Consider the following 18,002-nt stretch of genomic DNA (forward strand, 5'->3'; position numbering starts at 1 on the left):
GGTGGAACGGCTCAGAGGTGAGCGGCCCTAGATGAGGCCGAGGGCGCGGACCGCCTCGCGCTCCTCCGCGAGCTCCTGCACCGACGCGTCGATGCGCGCGCGGGAGAACTCGTTGATGTCGAGACCCTGGACGATCTCGTACGAGCCGTCCTTCGTGGTGACGGGGAAGGAGGAGATGAGACCCTCCGGAACACCGTACGAACCGTCGGACGGGATGCCCATGGAGGTCCAGTCGCCGTCCGCCGTGCCGTTGACCCAGGTGTGCACGTGGTCGATGGCGGCGTTCGCGGCCGAGGCGGCGGAGGAGGCGCCACGGGCCTCGATGATGGCCGCACCGCGCTTGGCGACGGTCGGGATGAACTCCTCGGCCAGCCACTTCTCGTCGTTCACGGTCTCGGCGGCGTTCTTGCCGGCGATCGTGGCGTGGAAGATGTCGGGGTACTGGGTGGCGGAGTGGTTGCCCCAGATGGTGAGGCGCTGGATGTCCGCGACCGTGGAGCCGGTCTTCTTCGCGAGCTGCGTGAGCGCGCGGTTGTGGTCCAGGCGGGTCATCGCGGTGAAACGCTCCGCCGGTACGTCCGGGGCGGCGGCCTGGGCGATGAGGGCGTTGGTGTTGGCCGGGTTGCCGACGACGAGGATCTTGACGTCGTCCGCGGCGTTGTCGTTGATGGCCTTGCCCTGGGGCTTGAAGATGCCGCCGTTGGCCTCCAGGAGGTCACCGCGCTCCATGCCCTTGGTACGGGGGCGGGCGCCGACGAGCAGACCGACGTTCGTGCCGTCGAAGGCCACGTTCGGGTCGTCGGTGATGTCGATGCCCTGAAGAAGCGGGAAGGCGGAGTCGTCGAGCTCCATGGCGGTGCCCTCGGCGGCCTTCAGCGCCGGCGTGATCTCCAGCAGACGCAGCTTGACCGGCACGTCCGCGCCGAGCAGCTGGCCGGAGGCGATGCGGAAGAGCAGGGCGTAACCGATCTGGCCGGCCGCGCCGGTGACGGTGACGTTCACGGGAGTGCGGGTCATGGCGTTCTCCGTATGGCAGCTGACGGTGGGGCGTCCCTGCCCCGGGGTGCGGGATCCCGGCCCTGGCGGCGCGATGATCGATCACCGGTGCCGATGATCGATCTCTCGGCGTCAAGAGAGATCCAGCGGTCAGGCTATCGCGCATCCGGGATCCCGGACGGCCGGGGCCGATGTGGGGCGTCCCACAGGGCCGTGCCCGGCGGGTGGCGGAGCGGTGTGGGCTGCGCCCGGCGGGTGGCGGAGCCGTGTGGGCTGCGCCCGGCTGGTTTGGTGCGTTGTCGGGTGCGGGGCGGTGGGGGCTGGTCGCGCCGTTCCCCGCGCCCCTGAAGGGGCTGCGCCCCTCCGAAGACACCCCCGCGCCCTTGAGAGGGAGGTGGCGGCCGTTGATCCGGGAGAGTGGGCCAACGACCGCCACCAGGTGGGGGTGCCGGTCGGCAGCGCGGGGGCTGCCACCTTGCCGAAATAACGCCGGACTCCCGTGGGGGTACGGTCCGCCTGCCCCGAAGCACGCCGCCCATTCCTCCCTCACGGCAACGGGCGCCCGGCTCAAGGGAGTCGGGCGCCCGTCCTGGTCGCGTCCGGTGACGCGTCCGCCTACTTCGTGCAGCCCTCCACGCCCGACGCGAGCGTCGCGCAGGCCTTCGCCCCGGTGGCGCTCTTCACCGCGACCATCGGCGTGTAGGCGTCGGTGTCCGTCTCGACCTCGGCGGTCTGCGCGGCGGCCGACCCGGCCGATATCCGGACCGTGTCCCCCGCTCCGGCCGCGGTGATACGGGCCCAGGCGGCGCCGCACGTCTCGCTGTACCGGACCTCGACCTGGGCGGTGCCGACGACGGCCTTCTCCACGGTCTGCGCCAGCGTCCCGCCGCAGCCCATGTTCTCCGGGTCCTTGCCCGCGCAGTCCGTGCCGCTGCACTCGACACCGGCCGGCAGTTCCTTGCTCACCGTCGGACTCGGGCTCGGCTTGGCCTCGTTCTTGCCCTCGTCACCGCCGGAGCTCGTGAGGTACACGGCCGCGGCCACCACCACGAGCGCGCCCACGACGCCGGCGAGGAACATGGTGAGCCGCCGCTTGCGCCCCTGCCCGTCGGGCGAACCGCCGGTTCTCCGCCCCGCGGCCGGGGGCGCGCCCCCGGCCGGACCGCCGGGTCCCGCAGGACCGCCGGATCCCACAGGACCGGCCGAGCCGGACGGCCCGTACGCTCCCGGGGGCGAGGCGACGACTCCCCAACCGCCGCCCCGCGCATCCGCACCGGTCCTCGCGCCGGCACCCTCGCCGGCACCGGCCCCGGCGCCGTACGACGGCCTGCGCTCGTCCCCCTGCGCCGGGCTCTGCGGGGGCACGGTGGGTGACACTCCGGCCGGGCCCGCGATACCCGGCTTGGGCGCGGTCGTGCTTCCCCCGGCGCGCGCCTGCTTCCCGCTCTTTCCCCCCTTGGCCGGAGTCGGCCCGAACTCCCCCAGCGCGGCGCGCGCCTGGGAGATCCGGATCGCCTCCATGGTCATGTCGTGGCGCATCTCCGAACGGCTCCAGGCGCGCTCGGCGAGCTCCCACATCGTCGTCAGATGGACGGGATTGGTCCCGGTCACCTCGGCCAACGCCACGATCGCGCCCTTGGGCGCGAGCAGGCGGCCGTTCAGATACCGCTCCCAGGACGTCTTGCTGTATCCCGTGCGGTCGGCCACGGCGGCGATGCTCAGCCCACCGCGGTCGACAAGTCGGCGCAACTGACTGGCGAACTCCCTTACCTGCGGATCGAGTTCATCCGGCAAGGGCCTCCAACGAGGCATTGGTACCCCCCTCTTCCCCCCGTACGTGCTGGTCTTTTCCCGCGTGTGAAGCCCTTGCCGAGTCCCCGTTCCGGCTACCCACAGGGATGCGTTCGGTCAGGATCTCAGTTCCCGGGAGGGGGGCGCACGGGAGCATTCGGGCCTGTGGGCATGCACCGTCGCATGCCCCCTGGTCTGCGGTCCAGTGTCCCACCGACTTGTCCCCCGGCTGACGGGTCGGCCGGGCCACTGGACCGGCCGCTGGACGGGGGCATGCGCGGGATCGTGCACGCAGACGTGCACGGGGACGTCCGAGAGCATCCCGCTTGCCCATGTTGTCCACGGTATCCATGGACTTGGCAGTGATCGCGACCCTTCCCCGAACTTGTCAACATATCGACACGCAGGGAACACATGCACGTTCTCGTGCGTCACTCGCGGCTTCAGGGGGATCACACGCACACCAGGGGCAGATCGGATCGTCGACCGCTCGCCGCCGTCACGATGAGGCGACGGCCGCGGTCGGTCCGCCAGGCTATCGACGGAACCGGTGGCGCGTACGGCGTCCTGGGCGACCGGTACCGGCGAGGACACGTTTTGCGCGCCCCGCGCGCGGGAGGTGCCGGAACGGTCACCGCCCTGCCACAGGCGACTGACAGGTATTGAACGGCCGTTGGCACGTCCATGACCCTTGACCCAGGCGGCGCCCCTCCGCGCTTCGGGGGAGCGGACGGGCGCCGCCGCTCCAAACGCCCGAAGCCGGACGCCCCGAAGGGACGCGAGGATTTGCGCGCTCAGCCGGACGCCCCGAAGGGGCGCGGGGAACCGCGCGCTCAGCCACGACGAACGGTCAGATCCCCACGACGCTCAACCCCGAAGGCACCAAGCGGAGCGCACCCGTTCACGTCCTGATCGTGAAGTGCAGCGTGTCGTCCAGGAACGGAAGCTCCAGCCAGGGATTCGGCTGCGCCATCATCGCGAGCAGTGCGATGGTCGCTCCCAGGACGCCGTACGTGACAAGGTCCGTGAACCGGGAGCGGACGGCGAGCATGCCCACGTCGGGCAGCACCCAGCGCATGGCGGCGCCCGCGAGCAGCGCGACGCCGATCAGCAGGGTCCCCGCCTTGAACGCGTCGAGCGCGGTCAGCAGCAGTCCGAGTCCGACCAGGCCGGTGACCGCGAGGATGGGCCACTGCCGTGCGGGCGCGGGCGCGTCGCGGGGGGCCGCCCTGCCGCCGCCCTCGGGCCGTGCGGTGTCCCGGGTGAACAGGGGGAACCGCCGCGTGACCCGCCGGGGCTCCCCGTCGGGCCCGGGCGCACTGACGGCATCGCGAACGGTCAGGTCATCACCCTGCTCGCCCCCGGCGCCCGCTTCCGACGCCCCCTCCGAAGCCGAACCGGCTCCCGCATCCGCCCCGGAGGCCGCTTCCGACTCCGAGTCGGGCGCCGTAGCCGGGGCCGCATCCGGAGCCGTAGCCGTTTTCGAGACCGATCCCGCAGCCGGGGCCGGGTCCGAGGCCGCTCCCGGAGCCGGGACCGACGCCGACGCCTCGGCCGGAACCGGGGCCGACGTCGTGGCCGGGGCCGGGGCGTCGTCCTGCCCCCGGGCCCCGTTCTCCGCCGGGGTCACGGTCTTCTGCGTCGAGGGCACGGTCTTCTCCGCCGGGATCGCCGGCTCGCGGTCAGCCGGCACTGCGTTCCGCCGCCTCGACCACGTTGACGAGCAGCTGGGCGCGGGTCATCGGGCCCACTCCGCCCGGGTTCGGCGAGATCCACGCGGCGACCTCGGCCACCCCGGGGTGCACGTCGCCCACGATCTTGCCCTCGGCGTTGCGGGAGACGCCGACGTCGAGGACGGCCGCCCCCGGCTTCACGTCCTCGGGGCGGATCAGGTGCGCGGACCCCGCCGCGGCCACGATGATGTCGGCCTGACGCAGATGCGCGGCCAGATCACGCGTACCGGTGTGGCACTGCGTGACCGTCGCGTTCTCCGAGCGCCGCGTGAGCAGCAGCGGCATCGACCGGCCGATGGTCACACCACGGCCGACGACCACGACCTCCGCGCCCTTGATCTCCACTCCGTACTGCCGGAGCAGGGTGAGGACGCCGTTCGGGGTGCAGGGCAGCGGGGCCGGCTCGTTCAGGACGAGACGGCCGAGGTTCATCGGGTGGAGCCCGTCCGCGTCCTTGTCCGGGTCCATCAGTTCGAGGATGCGGTTCTCGTCGATGCCCTTGGGAAGCGGCAACTGGACGATGTACCCGGTGCAGGCCGGGTCCTCGTTGAGCTCGCGGACGACCGCCTCGATCTCCTCCTGCGTGGCGGTCGCGGGCAGTTCACGCTGGATGGAGGCGATACCGACCTGCGCGCAGTCGCGGTGCTTGCCCGCGACGTACTTCTGGCTGCCGGGGTCCTCACCGACCAGGACGGTCCCGAGTCCGGGCGTGATGCCCCTCTCCTTCAGGGCCGCCACGCGGACGGTCAGATCGGACTTGATCGCGGCTGCGGTGGCCTTGCCATCGAGAATCTGGGCGGTCATGGGCCCATCCTCGCGGATGACGGGGCCCCGGTTCCAATCCGGCCCCCCGCCCACGCTCCCCGGCCTCCCCCGACACCCCGTCCCGCCCCGTCGCTGTCCCGCTTCGCCCCATGATCGACGAGGTTGCACTTGCACAACACAGCCGGTATCCGGCTGGACAAATAAGTGACGCGTTAAGGACGATGAATGACACAGTGCCGCGGACAGTACCGGGGGGACGAACCGCATCTGTAGAACTTTCCTCCGAAATGTGCCGCGTCGTCCCCGCACTTGACGCAACGACGGAGGAAAGACGCCATGAGTTTCGGCGATCCGAACAACCCCTACGGCCCGCCTCCCCAGGGCCAGCAGCCCGGATATCCGCCGCAGCAGCCGCAGGGCCAGCCCGGCTACCCGCCCCAGGGCCAGCCCGGTTACGGCTACCCGCAGGGCGCCCCGCAGCAGCCCGGCTACAACTACGGCTACCCGCAGCAGCAGGCGTACCCCGGTTACCCGGGCGGGAACTACATGCCGATGGAGATGCCGGGTCTGATGAAGACCGCGCGCGTCCTGCTGTTCATCCTGGCGGGCCTGCAGATCCTGTTCGGGATCATCGCCGGCATAGCCGTCGGCGCCGCGCAGGACGCGTCGAACGGCTTCGGCAGCGGTGACGACACCGACACCCTCGCGGGCCTGGGCTTCGTGCTCGCGGTGTTCCTGGTCGGTGTCGGCGCCCTGTCGATCTTCCTGGGCGTGAAGTTCAAGACCGGCGGCACCGGCATCCGCGTCACGACGATCGTGTACGCGTCGCTGATGATCCTCGGCGGTCTCAGCAACCTCGTGCAGGGCGGCGGCGGTTCCGTCACCTTCGGCGGGATCATCTCGCTGGCCATCGCAGGCATCATCCTCGCCTCGATGGTGAACGGCGCCGCCTCGGCCTGGTTCAAGCGCCCACGGTACTGACCTGGGGAAACGGCGCGTCCACGCCGTACACACGCCAAGGGCCGTGCTCCGCCTCGCGAGGGGGAACACGGCCCTGGCGCGTACCGGGGTCCTGCCGGAGTCCTAGTGGAAGAAGTGGCGCGTCCCCGTGAAGTACATGGTCACGCCGGCCTTCTTGGCCGCCTCGACGACCAGTTCGTCGCGGACCGAACCGCCGGGCTGGACCACCGCCCTGACGCCGGCCGCGGTCAGGATCTCCAGGCCGTCGGGGAACGGGAAGAAGGCGTCCGAGGCGGCGAAGGAGCCCCGGGCCCGCTCGGCGCCCGCGCGCTCGACCGCGAGCTTGGCGGAGTCGACGCGGTTGACCTGGCCCATGCCGACGCCGACGGAGGCGCCGTCCTTGGCGAGGAGGATCGCGTTGGACTTGACGGCCCGGCAGGCGCGCCAGGCGAAGGCCAGTTCGTCCAGCTCGCCCTGGGAGAGGGCGTCGCCGGTCGCCAGGGTCCAGGAGGACGGGTCGTCGCCGTCGGCCTGGAGACGGTCGGTGACCTGCAGGAGCCGGCCGCCGTCGATCTGCTTGACCTCGACCTGCGCGGACGGGGCCTGGTGGGCGCGCAGCACGCGGATGTTCTTCTTCTTGGCGAGGGCCTCCAGCGCGCCGTCCTCGTACTCGGGCGCGACGATGACCTCGGTGAAGATCTCCGCGACCTGCTCCGCCATCTCCTTGGAGACCGGGCGGTTGACGGCGATGACGCCGCCGAACGCGGAGAGCGGGTCGCAGGCGTGCGCCTTGCGGTGCGCCTCGGCGACGTTCGCGCCGATCGCGATGCCGCACGGGTTGGCGTGCTTGATGATCGCGACGCACGGGTCGTCGTGGTCGTACGCGGCACGGCGCGCGGCGTCCGTGTCCGTGTAGTTGTTGAAGGACATCTCCTTGCCGTGCAGCTGCTCCGCGTCGGCCAGGCCGCCTGTGCCGTCGACGTAGAGCGCGGCGCCCTGGTGCGGGTTCTCGCCGTAGCGCAGGGTGTTGCGCTTCTCGAAGGTCGAGCCGATGAACTCGGGGAAGCCCGAGTCGTCGGCGGGCGCGTACTCGCTCGCGAACCAGGAGGCGACGGTGACGTCGTACGCGGCGGTGTGCTGGAAGGCCTCGGCGGCGAGCCGCTTGCGGGCGTGCAGGTCGAAGCCGCCGTCGCGGACCGCGGACAGCACGTCGGCGTACCGCTCGGGGCTGGTGACCACGGAGACGGACGGGTGGTTCTTGGCGGCGGCGCGGACCATCGAGGGGCCGCCGATGTCGATCTGCTCGACGCACTCGTCGGGGGTGGCGCCCGAGGCGACGGTCTCCCGGAACGGGTAGAGGTTCACGACGACCAGCTGGAACGGCTCGACGCCCAGCTCGGCGAGCTGCTCCCGGTGGGACTCAAGGCGCAGGTCGGCGAGGATGCCCGCGTGCACGCGCGGGTGCAGCGTCTTGACCCGGCCGTCCAGGCACTCGGGGAAGCCGGTGAGCTCCTCGACCTTGGTGACGGGCACCCCGGCGGCGGCGATCTTCGCGGCGGTGGATCCGGTGGAGACCAGCTCCACGCCGGCCGCGTGCAGGCCCTGGGCGAGCTCTTCGAGTCCGGTCTTGTCGTAGACGCTGACGAGCGCGCGCCGGATGACGCGCTTGCTGCCCTCGGCCGTGTCTGTGCTGCCGGCGCTGCCTGCGCTGCCTGTGCTCTCGGCGGTCACTGGATAACTACCTTTCGTCCCTCGATGCGATAGCCGTTGCGGGCGAGCCGCCCCACGACATCGACGAGCAGCCTTCGCTCGACTTCCTTGATGCGCTCATGGAGAGCGGATCCATCGTCTTCGTAGTCCTCGTTGCGGACCTCGACCACGCCCTGGGCGATGATCGGGCCGGTGTCGACGCCGTCGTCGACGAAGTGGACGGTGCACCCGGTGACCTTCGCGCCGTAGGCGAGGGCGTCACGGACGCCGTGCGCCCCCGGGAAGCTGGGCAGCAGGGCGGGGTGGGTGTTCACGCACCGGCCGCCGAAGCGGGCCAGGAACTCCTTGCCCACGATCTTCATGAACCCGGCGGAGACGACGAGATCCGGTGCGTACGACCCGGTGGCCTCGGCCAGGGCCGCGTCCCACTCGTCACGGGTCCCGTAGTCCTTCACCCGGTGGACGAAGGTCGGCAGCCCGGCACGCTCGGCGCGCTCAAGCCCCGCGATGTTCTCGCGGTCCGCGCCGACCGCGACGATCTCGGCTCCGTAGCCGGCCGCTCCCTGCGACGCGATCGCGTCGAGGAGGGCCTGCAGATTCGTACCTGATCCGGAGACCAGCACGACGACGCGCTTGGCCTTGGCCACGGCGGGGCCCTTTCTCGGGGAGTGCCTTTGTACGGTCGTACGAATGCTTCGCGCCCCCGGATACGGGGAAGTCTACGAAGCGGCCGACCGCCAGCAACGATACCGGCACACCGGGCGGCCCCCACGGGACGGGGGCGTGGCCGGAAGGTAGCGTCTGGGGAGGAACCACCCCGGGAAGACGGTCCGAGCAGGGGAACGCCTTTTGCACACGGGACGTTGACCGGGGAGAGGTACAGGTACGAATGTCCGGGAAGTGAGCCCCCGGAGGCGTAGCCGACTCCGTGGCCGGTTGCCCGCCGGTCACCAGCACCGATCACCACCGCCCGACACCACCAAGGGGAAGACGCACACCTGATGCCGGACCGAAGTCTCCGACGCCCTCCGCTCCTGCTGCGCGAGCGGCGCTCCTCTCCCACTCCGCCGCGGGAGAGCGACGACGTGCCCGAGAGCGGGCAGGGCTCCGGCGCACCGGGAAACCCCTCGGACGACAACCCCTTCGCCCCGCCGCCGGAGGGGACCCCCGACCGGCCGTGGCAGCCGCGGCGTCCCGCGGGCGGCCAGGGCCAGGACGGCAGGGGCGGCCAGGACGACGGCAGCTCCCCCTGGGGCAGCCAGTGGAGCGACCGGCAGCCGGGCCCCGCGCAGGGCGGCCGTTTCGGTGACAGGCCGGGCTCCGGCAACTCGGGCCCCGGTGGCGGCCAGGGCGGTCCTGACGGCTCCGGCGGACCGGGCGCGGGGATGCGCTGGGACCCGACCGACCCGGCACAGCGGCGCGCACGGTACTCGCTGCTGTCCGGCATGTGGGCGTTCTTCTTCGCCCTCTTCAGCTGGCCGTACGTGGCGTTGCTGCTCGGCGCGCTGGCCCTGTACTGGTCGATCAGCGCCCTGCGCGCCAAGCCGCGCGCGGCGGACCCGGACGCCCCGGCGCCGTCCGGCCGGGACTCGAAGCCCCAGACCACCGCGGCGATCAGCGGCCTCGTCACGGCGTCCCTGGCGCTCGCCCTGGTCGCGACGACGTTCACGGCCCAGCTGGTGTACCGCGACTACTACACCTGTGTGAACGACTCCCTCACCAACACGGCGAAGAAGTCCTGCGACTCGCTGCTGCCGGACGAGCTGCAGGGCTTCTTGGGCACCCAGGACTGACCCGGGGCGGGCGCACCTGCCGTCAGTCCGGGGGGTCGACGGGGGCGGACGCCTTCTTCAGTGCCGCCCAGCGGGTCTCGCGTGAGACGTCGTCGTGCCAGTCGTCGTTCCAGAGGGACCCGTAGAGGTCGGAGGGCGGCAGGAAGTCGTACGGCTCGAAGTCGGGATCGGGAGTCGTACGGCTGGTACGGCTCGTACCGCTCCCACGGCTCCCACGGCTGCCGGTGGCTTCACCGGGTTCCCCCTCCGCCCGCCGCCCGGGCCGGAACCGCGAGAACCACCGGGTGCGCGGGGGCGGTGGCGGTGTCGGTGCTTGGGCGGGTGGCATCTGGGCGGACGGTGCCTGGGCGGACGGTGCCTGGCCGGACGGTGCCTGGGCCGACGGCTCGTGCGCCGGAGAGTCGGGGGGCGAAGACTCGCGTGCCGGGGGCGCGGGGGTCGCAGACCCGTTCTCCGGGGACGCCGGGCCCGGGGACCCGTTCGTCGGGGGCTCGTTCGTCGGGGGCTCGGGGCTCGGAGTCCTCACCGGAGCCGCGGAAGGCTCGTGGACCAGGAACTCGTAGATCGAGTGCTCCCCGGTCGGCCGCTTCCCGGTCGGCTGCCCCTCGGACGCCTGCTCCTCGGCGGACCCCTCGGCATCCCGTGCGCGCCGAACCCGAAGGCCCCGTACGCCGAGACCCCGTACCCCACGCCCGCGTACCCGGAACCCCGCTGCCCGGCGCGCCCAGCCGCCCCGCAGGCCACCCGGGTCCGCGGAACGTACGCGAGGGGTCCGGGGCTCGCGCAGGCGCCAGGAGCGCAGGGCCAGGCCCGTCGGCAGGCCCACCGCCGCGATCCAGAGCGCCGCGGCCGGGCCCGTCTGCCACCAGACAGGGCCGAAGTCGGCGAGCGCGGCCACACCGAGGGGGCCGCCCGCCAGGGCCGCGAGGACCGCGAGGGCCAGGCCGCACAGGGCCGCCGCGAGCGCCAGGGCCCCGGCGGTACGTCCGGCGGACCAGGCCGCCGCGCGCCGGGCCGCCGCCGAGGCCGCGTCCTCTCCCCCGCCCGCACGCGTGCGCCCCGGCACCCCCGCCTTGAGCGTGAACCACGCCACCACCACGCCGGCCACCACGGGGACGGCTCCCGCCGCCCAGTTCAGCTCCGTCCCCCGGCCGGCGTCCGGAAGGGCCGCCAGCAGGGGGAAGGGGGGCAGCCGCGAGCCGGGGTCGGACAGCAACGGACCCGCCGTATGCCCGGCCCCGAGCGTGAAACCGGGGCCGAGCGCGTACGCGGCCCCCCACACCGCCGCGTTCGGGATGAGCGCCAGCGCCAGCAGCAGCACCGCGAACCGGCCCGACCAGCTGTCCGTGAGCTGCAGGAACGACAGCCGCGCCGGGCCTCCGTGCCACACCAGCGAGACACCGACGAGGACGACCCCGCCGCCCACGAGCACCGCGGCCCCGGCGGCGGCGGCGCGTACGGCGGTCAGGAGCCGCGCCCCGGCGTCCGAAGGCAGGACGGACCCGAGCTGAAGAATGTCGAGGGCCTGGCGCAGAGCCCGTGGCAGCGGCCCGGGCAGCCGCCCGTACGCCGTCCAGACGCCCGCTCCGGCCGCGGTCACCACGAGCAGCGGCGGCCACAGGACGACGGACGTCCACGACGGGCTCGGTTCGCCGCCCGCGGCGTACACCGCGGCGGCGGCGCCGACCGCCAGATAGCCCACGACGGTTCCGGCCCACGCCGCGCGAACGGCGGGCGACCGCGCCCCGGACCCGTCACCGTCACCGACGCCATCGCCGTCGTTGTCACCGTCGCCGTCGTCGGCCTTGCCGTCCGCCGCGTCGCGCGCCGCGCGGTGCAGCAGCCACACGGGCAGGGCGACGAGGAGCAACGGAGTCACACCAATGGGTGCGGGTACGCCGGACAGCGTGTCCGTGCGGACGAGTTCGGCGCCGTGCGCCAGCAGCCACAGCGCGGCGGCGACGTGCAGGGCCCCGTCGGGACCGCTGTCCGGGTAGGGCGAACTGATCCACAGGACCGTCACGAGGACGGCGAGCGCCGCCAGTCCGAGGCCCGCCGCGAGCACGCCGCCGGCCAGGCCCGCGGCCAGCCCGGGCGACCGTTCGCGCAGCCGGGTGAGCGGCGGCGGCAACGACGGGCTGCGGTCCGAGCTACGGTCCGGGCTGCGATCGGGGCTGCGATCGGTCATCTGGGTCACGCCCGCCATGCTCCCAACGACACGCGCTTTCCCGTCGTAACAGGCGAACCTCGGATGTGTCGCTCAATATACGTTTTATGTACTTTTACGTACGGAAGGGCGCCCGGTGACGCAGACCGCTGCCCCCACCGACGCCGATACGGACACCGATACCGATACCGGCGGCACCGACACCGACGGCGCCGCCACCGGCCTGACGCCCGCCGAGGCCTTCGACGCCCTCTACGCCTACGCCGCCCCCGCCCTCGTACGGCAGGCGTATCTGCTCACCGGGCGGCGTGAGCTGGCGCGGGAGTCCGTGGAGCGGGCCTTCCAGTTGGCCTGGCAGCGCTGGCCCGAGGTGGCGGTCGACCGGGATCCGGCGGGCTGGGTGCGGGCGGCGGCGTACGAGTACGCGATGTCGCCCTGGCACCGGCTGCGGCTGCGCCACCGGGCCCCGGAGCCGCCGCCTGCCGCTCTGGACGACCGCCGGCTGCTGTCCATACTGCTGGGCCTGCCGCCCGTGTACCGGCGGACCCTGCTCCTCTACGACGGGGTCGGGATCGGGCTGGCGGAGACCGCGGCCGAGACGGAGGCGAGCACTCCGGCGGCGGCGAACCGGCTGCTGTACGCGCGCGCGACCGTCGCCCGGCGGCTGCCCGAGCTGGCGGAGAAGGAGGAGCTGCGGCGGCGGCTCGCCGAGCTGGGCGGCACGGAACGGCTGCGGACCGCTCCGAAGCCCGTCGTCGTGCGCTCCGGCAGCGAGCGCCGGGCCCGCCGCTGGACCCGCGCGGCCATCGCCTTCACGGTCCTGATCATCGGCTCCACCGCGTTCACGCTGCACACGGCCCCCGATCATTACGAGGCCCCGCAGGCCCCGGCCACGAAGGTGCCCGGGGTTCCGCCTCGGTCCGGCCCGGGCCCGCTGTCCGAGGAGGACCTGGAACTGCGGGCCACCCTGCGCGACATGGTCGGCAAGGGTCCGCACAGACTCGTACCGCAGCTGCGCTGAGAGCCGCCGCCCGGCGACGCGGACGGGCCCGCACCCCCGGTGAGGGTGCGGGCCCGTCGGCGTACCGTCGAACGGTGAACCGGCCGGTCAGCCGGCGAGGATGGCGCGGGCCAGCTTCGCCGTCTCGGTCGGCGTCTTGCCGACCTTGACGCCGGCGGCCTCAAGGGCCTCCTTCTTCGCGGCGGCCGTGCCGGAGGAGCCGGAGACGATGGCGCCGGCGTGGCCCATGGTCTTGCCCTCGGGCGCGGTGAAGCCCGCGACGTAGCCGACGACCGGCTTCGTCACGTTCTTCGCGATGTAGTCCGCCGCACGCTCCTCGGCGTCGCCGCCGATCTCACCGATCATGACGATCAGGTCGGTGTCGGGGTCGGCCTCGAACGCGGCGAGCGCGTCGATGTGCGTCGTACCGATGACCGGGTCGCCACCGATGCCGACGGCCGACGAGAAGCCGATGTCACGGAGCTCGTACATCATCTGGTACGTCAGCGTGCCGGACTTCGAGACCAGGCCGATACGGCCCGGCTTCGTGATGTCGCCCGGGATGATGCCGGCGTTGGACTGGCCCGGGGTGATGAGTCCGGGGCAGTTCGGGCCGATGATGCGGGTCTTGTTGCCCTTCGACTTCGCGTACGCCCAGAAGGCGGCGGAGTCGTGGACGGCGATGCCCTCGGTGATGACGACCGCGAGGGGGATCTCGGCGTCGATGGCCTCGACGACGGCGGCCTTGGAGAAGGCCGGCGGCACGAAGAGGACGGACACGTTGGCGCCCGTCTTCTCGATGGCCTCGGCGACCGTGCCGAAGACGGGGATGTCGGTGCCGTCGAAGTCGACCGACGTGCCGGCCTTGCGCGGGTTCACACCGCCGACGATGTTCGTGCCGTCGGCGAGCATGAGCTTGGTGTGCTTCATGCCCGTGGCACCGGTCATGCCCTGGACGATGACCTTGCTGTCCTTGTTGAGGAAGATAGCCATGGCTGTTCTGTCCCTCGTCCCTTACTTCGCGGCCGCGAGCTCGGCGGCCTTGTCGGCCGCGCCGTCCATGGTGTCCACGCGCTGGACCAGCGGGTGGTTGGCGTCGGAGAGGATCTTGCGACCCAGCTCGGCGTTGTTGCCGTCGAGACGCACGACCAGCGGCTTGCTGACCTCCTCGCCCTTGTCGGCGAGCAGCTGCAGCGCCTGGACGATGCCGTTGGCGACCTCGTCACAGGCGGTGATGCCACCGAAGACGTTGACGAAGACGGACTTGACGTCCGGGTCGCCGAGGATGATCTCCAGGCCGTTCGCCATGACCGCGGCGGAGGCGCCGCCGCCGATGTCGAGGAAGTTGGCCGGCTTCACGCCGCCGTGGTTCTCACCGGCGTACGCGACGACGTCGAGGGTGCTCATGACGAGACCCGCGCCGTTGCCGATGATGCCGACCTCGCCGTCGAGCTTGACGTAGTTGAGGTTCTTCGCCTTGGCGGCGGCCTCCAGCGGGTTGGCCGACTCCTTGTCCTCAAGAGCGGCGTGGTCCGCCTGGCGGAACTCGGCGTTCTCGTCCAGGGAGACCTTCCCGTCCAGCGCCAGCACGGCGCCGGAGGCGACCTTGGCGAGGGGGTTGACCTCCAGGAGGAGCGCGTCCTCCGCGACGAAGGTCTCCCACAGGGTCACGAGGATCTCGGCGACCTTCTCGGCCACCTCGGCCGGGAACTTCGCCAGCGCCACGATCTCGCGGGCCTTCTCGATCGAAACGCCCTCGACGGCGTCGACCGGGACCTTCGCGAGGGCCTCGGGGGTCTTCTCCGCGACCTCCTCGATGTCCATGCCGCCCTGGACGGACGCCATGGCGAGGAAGGTGCGGTTCGTGCGGTCGAGGAGGTACGAGACGTAGTACTCCTCAAGGATCTCCGGGGCCGTCTCGGCGATCATCACCTTGTGGACCGTGTGGCCCTTGATGTCCATGCCGAGGATGTCCGTCGCGCGGGCGACGGCCTCGTCCGGGGTGGCGGCCAGCTTCACGCCGCCGGCCTTGCCGCGGCCACCGACCTTGACCTGCGCCTTGACGACGGACTTGCCGCCAAGTCGCTCGGTCGCCGCGCGCGCCCCTTCAGGCGTGTCGATGACTTCACCGGCCAGCACCGGTACACCGTGCTTGGCGAAGAGGTCCCTCGCCTGGTACTCGAACAGGTCCACGCGCGTCCGTCCCTATCAGGTATTTCGCGGTTCGTTGTCTGCGTGGGCGTGCCGCGAGGGCAACGTGACTGCGCGGTCACAAGGAGGGCGTGAGCACGGTGGCCGGCACGCGGCATGTCCGCCTCGCAGGTTATCTCCGCCGACCGTGGGGTCGTAAATCGCAGATCACACCTGGGCGGTGATTACGGTCACAGATTGCCAGAGTAAAGGGCCTCACCAGGCTGGGGTTTGCCTGGTGAGGCCCCGCGAACAGCCCCTGAATGTGGCCCCAGGGGCGTGAGCCGGCGGTCCTCACCCCAATGAGGACCGCCGGCCCGGACCGCGGGGTCGTGCCCGGACGGACCGAACGGATTTCGGCCGTACGGGCCTGCGCCCCGCGGAGTCGGAGGTGGTGCTGAGGTCTTCCGGAGGGGTGCCGCACGGCCGGCCGGCGGGCTCGGCCGTGCGACGGAGGTGGTCAGACGCCGTACGCGGAACCGCCCCGGACGGGCGGCAGCCAGCTCGGCGTGACGGACTCGGCCACGTCCTGGACGCCGCCGACCGCGTCGGCGGCCAGGGGGACGGCACCGGACCCGACGGCTCCGGTCAGTTCGCCCGCGAGGGGGACGGCCTGTCCGGCCGTCTCCGTCACGACCGGGGCCGTCTCGCCGGCCACGCCGGCCACTCCGTACGCGAACGGCCGAATGTCGCCCGTCACGCCGTACGCGAGTGTCGTGGCGCTGCCGCCGACTCCGTCCACGACCGGCTGGACGTACCGGACGACCGTGTCCGCCGGCGGGCGCACCGCGCCGCCGACACCGTCGGCGAACGGGGGCACCCGCCCCGCCACGCCCCGCGCGAACGGACCGACCCGGCCGCTCACCCCGTACGCGACCGGAGGCACCTCGTCCACGACGCCGCCCGCGACGGGGCCCGTGTCGCGGGCGGCGCCCACCACACCGGCGGCGAGGACGGTCGCGTCACCGGCCGCCCGCCCCGCGACGGGCAGCACACCGCTCACCGCCGTGCCGGCGACGGGCGGCAGGACGGAGGCGACGGTCTCGTCACCGACCTGGGCGACCAGACCGGTGCCGTACGGGGGAACGTCCGCGACCACGCCTGTCGCGTACGGGGCGACCTCCGCGACGACGCCGGTGGCGTACGGCCGGGCGTTTGCGACCACGCCTGTCGCGTACGGGGTCACGTGGGCCACGGCTTCGCGGGCGAGGCCGGTGGTGTCGCCCACGGCACCGGTGGCGACGCGGGCGGTGCCGGTCACGGTCCGGCCTGCGACGGGTCCGACACCGCCGACCGCGTGCCCGGCGAGGGGAGTGACCCCCTGTACGGCGGTGGCGGCGACCGGCGGCAGCACGGCGTCGGCCGTCTCACCGACGACGGCGGAGCGGTCGACGGAACCGAGGGCCTGCTTCGGCTCCGGCTCCGCTTCGGGCTCCGGCTTCGGTTCCGCGGCGAATGCCGACAGGGGGCCGAAGAGGTAGTCGATCTCCTCCTGGGGGCGGGGGTCGGCCGTGGCGGCCTCGTCGGCTGCGTCGGCCGTGGCGGCCGCCGACACGGGCACATCGGGTACGGACACATCGGGTACGGACGCGGAGGTGGCGGGCAGTTCGTCGGCGCTCGCGACGGCGGAGCCGAGTGCCCACGCGCCGGAGACACCGGCGGCTATGACGAGGGAACGGCGGAAGTTCTTGTGCATGCGTACGTCAGATCCTTCGGATACCGAGAGTTCGGAATGGCTGGGGGACCTCTGCGAGACGTCTGCGTGACGTCAGGAGAGGAGGGCCGGATCTCCGGAAGGGTCGCCGCGCCGGTGGGAGGAGAGAGTCGGTGAGGGGAGTCGGGCAACGACACCCACGCCCGGGACGGGCGCGCTCTCCGGGCAGGCGGACAGACCTGTTCGGCGGAGGGAGAGGCCGGCCCTAGCCGGGGAACGCCGGAATGTCCCGGTGCCGGTCCCGGGGCCCGGCCGCGCTGACGTCCGCGGCGGCGCCGGGCACCAGCGTCGGCCGGGGCCTCTCGTTCAGGGTGACGGCCTGCGCGTCGCCGTGTCTGGGCGACCCGTTGTCGACCGCGGAATGACGCGCCAACGCACCCGCGGGGTCGCTGTCGGGCATCTGGTGCACGGGCGCCTGCGCGGCACCCGTCACGTGGTTGTCCCAGGCACTCCGGGTACGCCCCTGGTGGCGTGCGTCGTCACCGGTCGCCGCGAGGCCACCGGCGAACCGCGGCCCGTACACCACCGCGCCGCTCCCGCCGCCCGACTGCTCCTCGGCCGCCTGCTGCTGGTCCGAAGCTCCGCCGGGCTGCTGCGGCTGCGCCGCCGAGCCTGCCGGGAGGGTCTGACCGGGTATCGCGGGCAGGGGCAAGGGCAGCGGCAGCACCGACGACTCGGGCAGCTCGGGAAGACCGGGCAGCGTGGGCACTTGGGACGCCGGCGGCCACCACTGCGACGGATCCGGCTGCTCGACGGCTCCCTCGCCCAGCCCGTCGGCTATTCCGCCGACTATTCCGTCTATTCCGTCGGTGATCTGATCCACCAGATCACCGACGGGCTGGACGACGTGCCCGGAGGCCGGCGGTACGACCAGCTCGGTCACCGGCTGCACGACGTGCTCGGTGACCGGGCGCACGACCTCCTCGGTCACCGGCCTCACAACGTGCCGCACTTCGTCGGTCACGGGTCGCACGTCCGAGTCCGTCACCGAACGGACCAGCCCAGCAGGCTTCTTGGCCGGCCCGACACCGTCCGCCGCCTGCGCCCGCTCCCCGCAGAGGAGCCCCAGCACGAACAACCCGCCCACCAGAAGCACCACTTGCAGCGCACGCCGCCCCGCCGCTCCACGCGTCACACGCAGAGCGGTACCGGGCAGTACTGCTGACAGGGCCAAGGCGGGCAG

The 18,002-nt window shown here is 72.5% G+C and carries 14 protein-coding genes; 3 read left to right on the top strand and 11 right to left on the bottom strand.

Translation table 11 applies throughout. The features are described 5' to 3' along the window. Positions 1 to 27: 27 nt before the first annotated feature. The 4 genes from J8N05_RS01845 to J8N05_RS01860 all read right to left on the bottom strand — a co-directional run bounded on the left by J8N05_RS01845 (position 28) and on the right by J8N05_RS01860 (position 5,324). On the bottom strand, positions 28 to 1,017 hold the full coding sequence (locus tag J8N05_RS01845) for a malate dehydrogenase (protein WP_210880743.1): 990 nt from the start codon (positions 1,015 to 1,017) through the stop codon (positions 28 to 30). A gap of 594 nt (positions 1,018 to 1,611) precedes the next feature. Next, positions 1,612 to 2,808: a helix-turn-helix domain-containing protein gene (locus J8N05_RS01850; protein ID WP_210880744.1), complete on the bottom strand. Its 1,197-nt coding sequence runs from the start codon at positions 2,806 to 2,808 to the stop codon at positions 1,612 to 1,614. Between the two features lie 880 nt (positions 2,809 to 3,688). After that, positions 3,689 to 4,129: a DUF3017 domain-containing protein gene (locus J8N05_RS48100; RefSeq protein ID WP_210889960.1), complete on the bottom strand. Its 441-nt coding sequence runs from the start codon at positions 4,127 to 4,129 to the stop codon at positions 3,689 to 3,691. Positions 4,130 to 4,469: 340 nt separating this feature from the next. Next, positions 4,470 to 5,324 (bottom strand): bifunctional methylenetetrahydrofolate dehydrogenase/methenyltetrahydrofolate cyclohydrolase, encoded by an 855-nt coding sequence (locus tag J8N05_RS01860; RefSeq protein ID WP_107015734.1) that lies wholly within the window; start codon positions 5,322 to 5,324, stop codon positions 4,470 to 4,472. Between the two features lie 297 nt (positions 5,325 to 5,621). Between J8N05_RS01860 and J8N05_RS01865 the strand changes: the two genes are divergently transcribed. Then, entirely contained in the window at positions 5,622 to 6,266 is a 645-nt protein-coding gene (locus tag J8N05_RS01865; RefSeq protein WP_210880745.1) for a hypothetical protein, read from the top strand. Positions 6,267 to 6,368: 102 nt separating this feature from the next. Here the strand turns inward: J8N05_RS01865 and purH are convergent, their stop codons facing one another. Next, on the bottom strand, positions 6,369 to 7,976 hold the full coding sequence (purH, locus tag J8N05_RS01870) for a bifunctional phosphoribosylaminoimidazolecarboxamide formyltransferase/IMP cyclohydrolase (RefSeq protein WP_210880746.1): 1,608 nt from the start codon (positions 7,974 to 7,976) through the stop codon (positions 6,369 to 6,371). Next, positions 7,973 to 8,602 carry a phosphoribosylglycinamide formyltransferase gene (gene purN, locus J8N05_RS01875; protein ID WP_210880747.1) on the bottom strand — a complete coding sequence of 210 codons (630 nt, stop codon included), beginning with the start codon at positions 8,600 to 8,602 and terminating at the stop codon, positions 7,973 to 7,975. The genes purH and purN overlap by 4 nt, the downstream gene beginning before the upstream one ends. Positions 8,603 to 8,956: 354 nt before the next feature. Between purN and J8N05_RS01880 the strand changes: the two genes are divergently transcribed. Continuing rightward, on the top strand, positions 8,957 to 9,748 hold the full coding sequence (locus tag J8N05_RS01880; RefSeq protein ID WP_210880748.1) for a hypothetical protein: 792 nt from the start codon (positions 8,957 to 8,959) through the stop codon (positions 9,746 to 9,748). Positions 9,749 to 9,770: 22 nt separating this feature from the next. Here J8N05_RS01880 and J8N05_RS01885 read toward each other — a convergent pair whose 3' ends face one another. Then, complete coding sequence (locus J8N05_RS01885) at positions 9,771 to 11,954, bottom strand: cell division protein PerM (RefSeq protein ID WP_407699879.1); 2,184 nt, start codon at positions 11,952 to 11,954, stop codon at positions 9,771 to 9,773. A 97-nt stretch (positions 11,955 to 12,051) separates the two neighbouring features. On the opposite strand from J8N05_RS01885, the gene J8N05_RS01890 reads away from it, so the two are divergent. Further along, positions 12,052 to 12,936 (top strand): SigE family RNA polymerase sigma factor, encoded by an 885-nt coding sequence (locus J8N05_RS01890; RefSeq protein ID WP_247706114.1) that lies wholly within the window; start codon positions 12,052 to 12,054, stop codon positions 12,934 to 12,936. An 87-nt stretch (positions 12,937 to 13,023) separates the two neighbouring features. Here J8N05_RS01890 and sucD read toward each other — a convergent pair whose 3' ends face one another. From sucD to J8N05_RS01910, 4 genes are all read right to left on the bottom strand, one after another. Further along, entirely contained in the window at positions 13,024 to 13,908 is an 885-nt protein-coding gene (gene sucD, locus J8N05_RS01895) for a succinate--CoA ligase subunit alpha (protein ID WP_107015729.1), read from the bottom strand. Positions 13,909 to 13,929: 21 nt separating this feature from the next. Continuing rightward, the gene (sucC, locus tag J8N05_RS01900) at positions 13,930 to 15,108 is read right to left on the bottom strand and encodes an ADP-forming succinate--CoA ligase subunit beta (protein ID WP_210880750.1); all 1,179 of its coding nucleotides are present in this window, start codon (positions 15,106 to 15,108) and stop codon (positions 13,930 to 13,932) included. Between the two features lie 457 nt (positions 15,109 to 15,565). Beyond that, positions 15,566 to 16,801, bottom strand: a complete 1,236-nt coding sequence (locus tag J8N05_RS01905; protein WP_210880751.1) for a hypothetical protein — start codon at positions 16,799 to 16,801, stop codon at positions 15,566 to 15,568. 223 nt (positions 16,802 to 17,024) lie between these two features. Further along, the gene (locus J8N05_RS01910; RefSeq protein WP_210880752.1) at positions 17,025 to 17,954 is read right to left on the bottom strand and encodes a hypothetical protein; all 930 of its coding nucleotides are present in this window, start codon (positions 17,952 to 17,954) and stop codon (positions 17,025 to 17,027) included. Positions 17,955 to 18,002: the final 48 nt, after the last annotated feature.

It is taken from the genome of Streptomyces liliiviolaceus, assembly GCF_018070025.1.
Lineage (GTDB): Bacteria > Actinomycetota > Actinomycetes > Streptomycetales > Streptomycetaceae > Streptomyces > Streptomyces liliiviolaceus.

Excerpts from the sequence above, each read along its gene's own strand:
- J8N05_RS01845 (WP_210880743.1), bottom strand. The coding sequence starts at position 1,017 with ATGACCCGCACTCCCGTGAACGTCACCGTCACCGGCGCGGCCGGCCAG.
- J8N05_RS01850 (WP_210880744.1), bottom strand. The coding sequence starts at position 2,808 with ATGCCTCGTTGGAGGCCCTTGCCGGATGAACTCGATCCGCAGGTAAGG.
- J8N05_RS01860 (WP_107015734.1), bottom strand. The coding sequence starts at position 5,324 with ATGACCGCCCAGATTCTCGATGGCAAGGCCACCGCAGCCGCGATCAAG.
- J8N05_RS01865 (WP_210880745.1), top strand. The coding sequence starts at position 5,622 with ATGAGTTTCGGCGATCCGAACAACCCCTACGGCCCGCCTCCCCAGGGC.
- J8N05_RS01880 (WP_210880748.1), top strand. The coding sequence starts at position 8,957 with ATGCCGGACCGAAGTCTCCGACGCCCTCCGCTCCTGCTGCGCGAGCGG.
- J8N05_RS01885 (WP_407699879.1), bottom strand. The coding sequence starts at position 11,954 with ATGGCGGGCGTGACCCAGATGACCGATCGCAGCCCCGATCGCAGCCCG.
- sucD (WP_107015729.1), bottom strand. The coding sequence starts at position 13,908 with ATGGCTATCTTCCTCAACAAGGACAGCAAGGTCATCGTCCAGGGCATG.
- J8N05_RS01905 (WP_210880751.1), bottom strand. The coding sequence starts at position 16,801 with ATGCACAAGAACTTCCGCCGTTCCCTCGTCATAGCCGCCGGTGTCTCC.